Source organism: Mesorhizobium sp. ESP-6-4 (assembly GCF_020164735.1).
Taxonomy (GTDB): domain Bacteria; phylum Pseudomonadota; class Alphaproteobacteria; order Rhizobiales; family Rhizobiaceae; genus Mesorhizobium.
On the sequence record NZ_JAIUGS010000036.1, the window covers coordinates 1 to 8,732 of the forward strand.

Here is an 8,732-nt window from a genome sequence, read left to right on the forward strand (position 1 = left end):
GGAAGCGGCGGGGTTGCCTCATGTAGAGCCCCGCCAACATCTCAGGCCCCCTACCGATCCACTCGCGTCGACAGAATAATCGACGACGACGTCCGCTCTACCCCCTCCATCGCCCCGATCCGATCAAGCAGCGCGTCAAGATCCCGGATGGACGGCGCGTCGACGATCACGATCATGTCGAAATTGCCGCTCACCGAATGCACTGTGCGGACCGGCGGCATCGCCGCGAGGCTGCGCACCACCTTGTCGGCGAGTTTCGGCGTGACAGTGAGCAGCACATGCGCCTTGACCAGCCCTTGCTCATAATCGGGCGACAGCCTGACCCCATATCCGGTGATGATGCCGCGCTGCTCCAGCCGCTCGATGCGGCTCTGCACCGTGGTGCGCGACACGCCGAGCTGGCGCGCGAGCTCGGCGGTCGAGGCGCGCGCGTTGGCGCGCAACAAGGTAAGCAGGGCTTGTTCGGCTTCACTGATCATTTCGACGAAACCTTTCGGCAAATCGCTCAAACTTAAGTTTCATATTGCCAGATTCCACGCTTCTTTTCGACAGGCAAGCTGCGAGGATTTCTCGCCAAATCGAATTCAGCATTGGCAGGGGATATGATCATGAAGAACATCGTTGTCGTCGGCGCCGGCAAGATCGGCTCGACCATCGCTGAAATGCTGAACGCCACGGGCGACTACCGCGTCACGCTGCTCGACCGCTCGGCGGCTCAGCTTGCCGCCGCAGAACTGCCGGCCGGCGTTGCGACGCAGGAGCTCGACATCACTGCCTCGGGTGAGCTCGAAAACGTGCTTGCCGGCAAATTCGCCGTGCTCAGCGCCGCGCCCTTCCACCTCACCACGCGCATCGCCGAGGCGGCCGCCGCCACTGGCGTGCATTATCTCGATCTCACCGAGGACGTCGTCTCCACACGCCGCGTCAAGGAGCTGGCGCGTGACGCCAAAAGCGCCTTCATCCCACAATGCGGCCTGGCGCCGGGCTTCATCTCGATCGTCGCCAACGATCTCGCCAGCCGCTTCGACACGCTGGAAAGCGTGCGCATGCGCGTCGGCGCGTTGCCGCAATATCCGTCCAATGCGCTCAACTACAACCTCACCTGGAGCACCGACGGCGTCATCAACGAATATTGCGAGCCTTGCGAGGCGATCGTCGAGGGCGAGCTGATCGAAGTGCCGCCGCTGGAAGAGCGCGAGGAATTCTCGCTCGACGGCGTCACCTACGAAGCCTTCAACACCTCCGGCGGCCTGGGCACTTTGGCCGAGACGCTGAAGGGCAAGGTGCGCACGCTGAACTACCGCACCATCCGCTATCCCGGGCACGCCGCGATCATGAAGGCGCTGCTCAACGACCTCGGCCTGCGTCATCGCCGCGACGTGCTGAAGGACATTTTCGAAAGCGCCCTGCCGGCGACGCTGCAGGACGTGGTCATCGTCTTCGTCACCGTTTCGGGTCGCCGCAACGGTCGCCTGCTGCAGGAGACCTACGCCAACAAGATCTATTCGCAGCGCGTCGGCAACATCGTGCGCAGCGCCATCCAGATCACCACCGCCTCCGGCATCTGCGCCGTGCTCGACATGCTGGCCGACGGCTCGCTGCCGGCGAAGGGTTTCGTGCGCCAGGAAGACATCGCCCTCGACGCTTTCCTCGCCAACCGCTTCGGCCGCGCCTACGCCCAGCACGAGATGGTAAGCCGGCTGGCGAGCTGAGGTCTCTTCCTTCTCCCCTTGTGGGAGAAGGTGGATCGGCGCGCAAGCGCCGAGACGGATGAGGGGTGTTCTAGCGGAGTGAGAGGCTTGCTTTCCCTGGAACACCCCTCATCCGTCGCCTTCGGCGACACCTTCTCCCACAAGGGGAGAAGGGGGAGCTAAACATGCAGCGCGTGCCCGAGCGCCTTCAGCGCCGCTTCCTGGAATCCCTCGCCCTGCGTCGGATGCGCATGGATGGTGCCGGCGATGTCCTCCAGGCGAGCGCCCATCTCCAGCGCCAGGCCGAAAGCCGCCGATAGTTCCGACACGCCCTGCCCGACCGCCTGGATGCCCAGCACCAGATGGTTGTCGGCACGCGCCACGACCCGCACAAAACCGTCCTCGCCCTGTTTCGTCATCGCGCGCCCATTGGCAGCGAAGGGGAACTGGCCGATCTTGATCTCGCCGGCGAGCGCCTTCGCTTCTTCGGGCGACAGCCCGGCGGTGACCAGCTCCGGATCGGTGAAGCAGATCGCCGGAATGGCGCGCTTGTCCCAGCTTCTTTTGTGGCCGGCGGCGATCTCGGCCACCATCTCGCCCTGCGCCATGGCGCGGTGCGCCAGCATCGGCTCGCCGGTGACGTCGCCGATGGCAAAAATGCCGCGCATCGAGGTGCGGCACTGGTCGTCGATGCGGATGAATTTTCCTGCCATGTCGAGGTCGATCTGCTCCAAGCCCCAGCCCTCGGTCAGCGGCTTGCGGCCGACCGTGACCAGGATCCTGTCGGCGGCGACCCTGGCGTTCTTGCCCTCGGCGGTTTCGACCAGCAGCGCGTCGCCCTTGGTTGACAATCCCTTGGCCTTGACGCCCAGCATCATCTCGACGCCGAGCTCGCCGAGCCGCTTAAGCACCGGTCGGGTGAGTTCCGCATCATACTGCGTGAGCACGCGCGGCAGGGCTTCGACCACGGTGATCTTGGCGCCCATCTTGGCGAAGGCCATGCCGAGCTCCAACCCGATATAGCCGCCGCCGACGACCGCGAGCTTCTCCGGCACTTCGCTCAGCGCCAGCGCCTCGGTGGACGAGATGACCGGGCCGCCGAAAGGTAGGAACGGCAATTCGACCGGCGCCGAGCCGGTGGCGATCACCACGGTCTCCGCGTGGATGACCTGCGTGCCGGTCTCGGTCTCGACTTCGACGGTCTTGCCGTCCCGAAACGTCGCCCAGCCTTGTACGGTTTTCACCCTGGCCTTCTTCAACAGGCCGGCCACGCCGCTGTTGAGCCGGCTAACGATGCCGTCTTTCCATGCTATTGTCTTGGTCAGGTCGAGCGTCGGCGCACCGACCTTGATGCCCAGCGGATCCTTGCCGCGGGCCATATGCGCGATCTTCCCGAACTCTTCCGCGGCATGGATCAGCGCCTTCGACGGGATGCAGCCGACATTGAGGCAGGTGCCGCCCGGCTTGCCGAACTCGACGATGACGGTGTCGACGCCGAGCTGGCCGGCACGGATGGCGCAGACATAACCGCCCGGCCCGGCGCCGATGACGAGCAGCTTGCAGGAGATTTCTTTCATGACGGCTGCTTCCTTTCGGCGGAGGCGGCGACGCGCCTTTTCCTTCTCCCCTTGTGGGAGAAGGTGGATCGGCGCGACAGCGCCGAGACGGATGAGGGGTGTTCCAGGGAAAGCCAACGTCTCACTCCGCTGGAGCACCCCTCATCCGTCGCCTGCGGCGACACCTTCTCCCACAAGGGGAGAAGGGGGAGCGCGCATTTCGGCGCCGCGACGTTCGAGACCGACCCCATCTCCCTCAATCCACGAAAATCAGCGCCGGCGTCTCCAGCAGCGCCTTGATCCGCTGCACGAAAACCGCGGCATCCCAGCCGTCGATGACGCGATGGTCGAAGCTTGACGACAGGTTCATCATCTTGCGCGGGATGAACTGCGTGCCGTCCCACACCGGCCGCACCATCATCTTGTTGATGCCGACGATCGCCACTTCCGGGTAATTGATGACCGGGGTGGTCGCCACGCCGCCCATGGCGCCGAGCGAGGTGATGGTGATGGTCGAGCCGGAAAGCTCCTCGCGGCTCGCCGTGCCGGCCTTGGCCGCATCGGCCAGCCGGTTGACTTCCGCAGCACTATCCCACAGGTCGCGCGCCTCGGCATGTTTCACCACCGGCACCACCAGCCCGCTGGGCGTCTGCGCGGCGATGCCGATATGGACGCCTTCATGCCGGTGGATGATGCCGGCGTCGTCGTCGAACAGCGCGTTGAGGTTCGGCTGCTCGCCGATCGCCTTGACCATCGCCCGCATCAGGAAAGGCAGCAGCGTCAGCTTCGGGCGATCGGCGCGCTTCTCCCTGTTGAGGGTGGTGCGCAGCTCCTCCAGCGCGGTGACGTCGATCTCCTCGACATAGGTGATATGCGGGATGCGCGATTTCGCCAGCGCCATCTTTTCGGCGATCTTGCGCCGGAGCCCGACGACCTTGATGTCCTCGACGCCGTCTTTGCGGGCAAGCCCGGCGCGGGCGACTTGCGGGCCGCGCGCGATGAACGCGTCGATGTCCTCATGGCTGATGCGCCCGGCCGGACCGCTGCCCGCAACCTGGCGCAGATCGATGCCGGCTTCCTTGGCGCGCAGGCGGACGGCCGGCGAGGCAAGCGGCTTCTCGCCTTCCGCGCGCGGCGCGCCCGAAAGGCTGGGCATGGCGCGATCCTTCTTAACGCCGTCATCCTCGGGCTTGTCCCGAGGATCTGCCGACCTGCGTGGATGCGGCGCCTCCGGTTCCGGCGAACCAGCGGATCCTCGGGACAAGCCCGAGGATGACGGCGCTGCGTTTTGCGCAGGGGGAAGACGATCGCCATGGCTCGCTCCAGCGGGGATGCCGTCGGCACCACTCTCGCCTGGCGACGTGTTTTTCACATTGCCTTCGCCGGCCACCTTCAGCCGCACGATCGGCGAGCCGATCGCCACCGTGTCGCCGATCTCGGCCCCGAGCCACAGGATCTCGCCGTCGACCGGTGACGGGATTTCGACCGTCGCCTTGTCGGTCATGACGGCGGCGAGAACCGTGTCCTCGCGCACAAGGTCGCCCACCTTGACGTGCCACTCGACAAGCTCGGCCTCGGCAACGCCTTCGCCGACATCGGGAAGCTTAATGACGTGCTCGCCCATCTCAGGCCTCCCCCACTCTAAGCTTCCAATGTTTCGATCAGCGCGCGCCCGACCCGCGCCGGACCGGGGAAATAGTCCCATTCCTGCGCATGCGGATAGGGCGTGTCCCAGCCGGCGACCCGCGCCACCGGCGCTTCCAGATGGTAGAAGCAGTTCTCCTGCACGAGCGCCACCAGCTCGGCGCCGAAGCCGGAGGTGAGCGTCGCCTCGTGCACGACGACGCAGCGGCCGGTCTTCTTCACCGAGGCGACGATCGCCTCGAGGTCGAGCGGCAGCAGCGTCCTGAGATCGATCACTTCGGCGTCGATGCCGGTCTCCTCGGCCGCGGCTTGGGCAACATAGACCATCGTGCCATAGGCAAGCACCGTCACCGCCGATCCCGGCCTGCGGATCGCCGCCTTGCCGAGCGGGATCGTGTAATGGCCGTCCGCGACCTCGCCCAGCTCATGCTTCGACCATGGCGTCACCGGCTTGTCGTGATGCCCGTCGAACGGGCCGTTATAGAGCCGCTTCGGCTCGAGGAAGATCACCGGGTCCGGATCCTCGATCGCCGCGATCAGCAACCCCTTGGCGTCATGCGGGTTGGAGGGCACGATCACCTTCAGGCCCGAGACATGGGTGAACAGCGCTTCCGGGCTCTGGCTGTGCGTCTGGCCGCCGAAGATGCCGCCGCCGGTCGGCATGCGCACCACGATCGGGCAGGTGAAATCGCCGTTGGAGCGATAGCGCAGCCGCGCCGCCTCTGACACGATCTGATCGTAAGCCGGATAAACATAATCGGCGAATTGCACCTCGACGCAGGGCTTCAGCCCATAGGCGGCCATGCCGATGGCCGAGCCGACGATGCCGGATTCGCTGATCGGTGCGTCGAAGCAGCGGCTCTTGCCGTATTTGGCCTGCAGGCCCTGCGTGGCGCGGAAGACGCCGCCGAAGAAGCCGACATCCTCGCCATAGACGATGACTTGGCTGTCGCGCCCCATCGACACGTCCATGGCGTCACGGATCGCCTCGATCATCGTGCGTCTCGGCATGGTCAGACCCCCGCCTGCTGGCGCTGGCGCCTGAGATGCGGCGGCATCTCGGCATAGACGCCCTCGAACATGTCGCGCGTCGACGGCTTGCCGCCGGCATGCAGCGTGCCGTGGCTTTCGGCCTCCTTCTGCGCCGCGATCACCGTTTCGAGGATCTCGGCCTCCGCCTGGGTGTGTCGCTCCTCCGACCAGACTTCCTTGTGGATGAGGTGGTTCTTCAACCGGATCACCGGATCGCCGAGCGGCCAGGCATCGGATTCCGCCTTCGGCCGGTAGGCAGACGGATCGTCCGAGCTCGAATGCGCGCCGGCGCGGTAGGTGACATATTCGACCAGCGTCGGCCCGAGATTGGCGCGCGCCCGCTCCGCCGCCCATTTGGCCACCGCATGCACGGCGAGATAGTCGTTGCCGTCGACGCGCAGCGAAGGAATCCCGAAGCCGAGCCCGCGCGCGGCGAACGTGCCGGAGCCGCCGCGCGCGATTCCCTGAAAGGTCGAGATCGCCCACTGGTTGTTGACGACGTTGAGCACGACAGGCGCCTTGTAGGTGGAAGCAAACACCAGCGCCGCATGGAAATCGGACTCCGCCGTCGAGCCGTCGCCGATCCACGCTGCCGCAATCTTGGAATCATTGGAGATCGCCGAGGCCATCGCCCAGCCGACCGCCTGGATATATTGCGTTGCCAGATTGCCGGAGATCGAGAAGAAGCCGTGCTCCTTCGACGAATACATGATCGGCAGCTGCCGCCCCTTCAGCGGATCGGCCTCGTTGGAATAGATCTGGTTCATCATCGTGACCATCGGATAGCCGTCGGCGATCAGAAGGCCGGCTTGCCTATAGGTCGGGAAGTTCATGTCGCCCGGCTTGAGCGCCTTGCGGAAAGCGCAGCTCACCGCCTCTTCGCCCAGATGCTGCATGTAGAAGGAAGTCTTGCCCTGGCGCTGCGCCATCTGCATGCGCGCATCGAAGGTCCTGAGCGTCATCATATGGCGCAGGCCTTCGAGCAGCTCCTCGTCGCTGAGCAGCCCGGCCCACGGCCCGACCGCTTCGCCGGCGCGGTTCAGCACCCGGATGATGGAGAAAGCCATGTCGCGGATGCTGCGCGGATCGACCTCGATCTCCGGACGAGGCACCGAGCCCGCCTTGGGAATGGTCACATTCGAGAAATCCGGCGTGCCGCCGGGCCGAACCTCTGGCTCGGGCACATGGAAGCGCAACAATCCAGCGTCGGCCATGAGCTCACATCCTCCAATGTTGCCGGTGCGATATTTGCACATCCGCGCCGCCAGACCAGTGCCAATTCGCCGGACCTCGCCACGGCCATCCTCCCCGGACGTCAGCTCGGTTGAGCAATGCGGCACGCAAGCGCCAAGATGCAGATATGGCGGCGAAATTTCTTGTCGATGTTGTCACGCCGCGCGCAATTTGGCGGAAGTTTGCGGGGCGATTGCCGCCAGAAAATGCGATTGGGAGTTGGAGCCGGGCGCGGCCTTCCCCTTCTCCCCTTGTGGGAGAAGGTGTCGCCGAAGGCGACGGATGAGGGGTGTTCCAGATGCCACCAGCGTCTCACTCCGCTGGAACACCCCTCATCCGTCTCGGCGCTGTCGCGCCGATCCACCTTCTCCCGCAAGGGGAGAAGGTAAGTGCGCTGCCGGCCGCTTCTCCGTTCACTCGGCCCCCGCCCCGTGCTAATTCACCCCGCATGGCACAGAAGAAGGGATACGAGGTCGATTCGTGGCTGGCGAGGCCGGATCCGGCCATGGCAATCGTCCTGCTTTACGGTCCAGACCGCGGCCTTGTCGCCGAGCGGGCGAAAACCTTCGCCGCGAAAACCGGCCTGCCGCTCGACGACCCCTTCTCTGTCGTCAGGCTGGACGGCGCCGAAGTCGACCGCGACGAGGGTCGGCTGCTCGACGAAGCGCGCACGGTGCCGATGTTTTCCGACCGGCGGCTGCTTTGGGTGCGCAACGCCAGCGGCCAGAAGGCGCTTGCCGACGACATCAAGGCGCTGACCGCCGACCCCGCGCGCGACGCGATCATCCTCATCGAAGCCGGCGACCTGAAGAAAGGCACCGGCCTGCGCGCCATCGTCGAGGCCGCCGGCAACGCCATTGCCTTGCCTTGCTATGCCGACGAGGCCCGCGACTTGGATACGGTGATCGACGACGAATTGCGCAAGGCCGGCATGTCGATGACGTTGGACGCCAGGCAAGCGCTGCGCCGCAACCTCGGCGGCGACCGCCTCGCCTCGCGCGGCGAGATCGAGAAGCTGGTGCTCTACGCGCATGGCCACAAGGAGATCGGCATCGACGATGTCAACGCGCTGTCGGGCGACGTCTCCGGCGCTTCCTTCGATGCCGCGGTCGACGCCATGCTGGACGGCAAGGTCGGCGATTTCGACATCGCCTTCAACCGTCACTGCCAGTCCGGCGGCCATCCGTTCCTGGTTTTGTCATCGGCGATGCGGCAATTGCAGGCGATCCAGGCGATGCGCGGCCAGATGGAGACCGGCGGCCGCAACGCCGCCTCGGTCGTCGCCAGCGCCCGCCCCCCGGTCTTCTTCTCGCGCCGCAAGCTGGTGGAAAAGACGCTGGAGCGCTGGAATGTCGAGGCGCTCGCGCGTGCGCTCGGCCGGCTGCAGACGGCGGTGCTGCAGACCCGCAAACGACCGGACCTGTCGGAAGCGCTGGCACGCCAGGCGCTGCTTGGCATTGCGATCGAGAGCGCGAGGCTAGGGCAAAGGTAAACGCCGGCGATTGGCGACGGCCGGGGCGACAGCTGATCTCCCCCTGTAGGGAGATGGCCGGCAGGCCAAAGGGCGCTGTCCGCT

At 65.6% G+C, this 8,732-nt stretch carries 7 protein-coding genes; 2 read left to right on the forward strand and 5 right to left on the reverse strand.

Features of this window, described 5'->3' with window-relative positions; genetic code table 11:
• Positions 1-50: 50 nt before the first annotated feature.
• The gene (locus LB523_RS29100) at positions 51-479 is read right to left on the reverse strand and encodes an Lrp/AsnC family transcriptional regulator (protein ID WP_224609608.1); all 429 of its coding nucleotides are present in this window, start codon (positions 477-479) and stop codon (positions 51-53) included.
• Between the two features lie 129 nt (positions 480-608).
• Here LB523_RS29100 and LB523_RS29105 point away from each other — a divergent pair, with 129 nt between their 5' ends.
• Positions 609-1,712 carry a saccharopine dehydrogenase family protein gene (locus tag LB523_RS29105; RefSeq protein ID WP_224609612.1) on the forward strand — a complete coding sequence of 368 codons (1,104 nt, stop codon included), beginning with the start codon at positions 609-611 and terminating at the stop codon, positions 1,710-1,712.
• Between the two features lie 158 nt (positions 1,713-1,870).
• Here the strand turns inward: LB523_RS29105 and lpdA are convergent, their stop codons facing one another.
• The 4 genes from lpdA to LB523_RS29125 all read right to left on the reverse strand — a co-directional run bounded on the left by lpdA (position 1,871) and on the right by LB523_RS29125 (position 7,137).
• Positions 1,871-3,268, reverse strand: coding sequence for a dihydrolipoyl dehydrogenase (lpdA, locus tag LB523_RS29110; protein WP_224609615.1), 1,398 nt, complete (start codon positions 3,266-3,268; stop codon positions 1,871-1,873).
• Positions 3,269-3,503: 235 nt separating this feature from the next.
• Complete coding sequence (locus tag LB523_RS29115) at positions 3,504-4,871, reverse strand: dihydrolipoamide acetyltransferase family protein (RefSeq protein WP_224609618.1); 1,368 nt, start codon at positions 4,869-4,871, stop codon at positions 3,504-3,506.
• A 17-nt stretch (positions 4,872-4,888) separates the two neighbouring features.
• Entirely contained in the window at positions 4,889-5,902 is a 1,014-nt protein-coding gene (locus LB523_RS29120; RefSeq protein WP_140845359.1) for an alpha-ketoacid dehydrogenase subunit beta, read from the reverse strand.
• A 2-nt stretch (positions 5,903-5,904) separates the two neighbouring features.
• Positions 5,905-7,137 carry a 3-methyl-2-oxobutanoate dehydrogenase (2-methylpropanoyl-transferring) subunit alpha gene (locus LB523_RS29125; RefSeq protein WP_224544376.1) on the reverse strand — a complete coding sequence of 411 codons (1,233 nt, stop codon included), beginning with the start codon at positions 7,135-7,137 and terminating at the stop codon, positions 5,905-5,907.
• A 467-nt stretch (positions 7,138-7,604) separates the two neighbouring features.
• Between LB523_RS29125 and holA the strand changes: the two genes are divergently transcribed.
• Positions 7,605-8,648 (forward strand): DNA polymerase III subunit delta, encoded by a 1,044-nt coding sequence (gene holA, locus LB523_RS29130; protein ID WP_224609621.1) that lies wholly within the window; start codon positions 7,605-7,607, stop codon positions 8,646-8,648.
• Positions 8,649-8,732: the final 84 nt, after the last annotated feature.

What these genes read in the sequence shown, in the direction of transcription:
- LB523_RS29100 (WP_224609608.1), bottom strand. Translation starts at nt 479, where the DNA reads ATGATCAGTGAAGCCGAACAAGCCCTGCTTACCTTGTTGCGCGCCAAC.
- LB523_RS29105 (WP_224609612.1), top strand. Translation starts at nt 609, where the DNA reads ATGAAGAACATCGTTGTCGTCGGCGCCGGCAAGATCGGCTCGACCATC.
- lpdA (WP_224609615.1), bottom strand. Translation starts at nt 3,268, where the DNA reads ATGAAAGAAATCTCCTGCAAGCTGCTCGTCATCGGCGCCGGGCCGGGC.
- LB523_RS29115 (WP_224609618.1), bottom strand. Translation starts at nt 4,871, where the DNA reads ATGGGCGAGCACGTCATTAAGCTTCCCGATGTCGGCGAAGGCGTTGCC.
- LB523_RS29120 (WP_140845359.1), bottom strand. Translation starts at nt 5,902, where the DNA reads ATGCCGAGACGCACGATGATCGAGGCGATCCGTGACGCCATGGACGTG.
- LB523_RS29125 (WP_224544376.1), bottom strand. Translation starts at nt 7,137, where the DNA reads ATGGCCGACGCTGGATTGTTGCGCTTCCATGTGCCCGAGCCAGAGGTT.
- holA (WP_224609621.1), top strand. Translation starts at nt 7,605, where the DNA reads ATGGCACAGAAGAAGGGATACGAGGTCGATTCGTGGCTGGCGAGGCCG.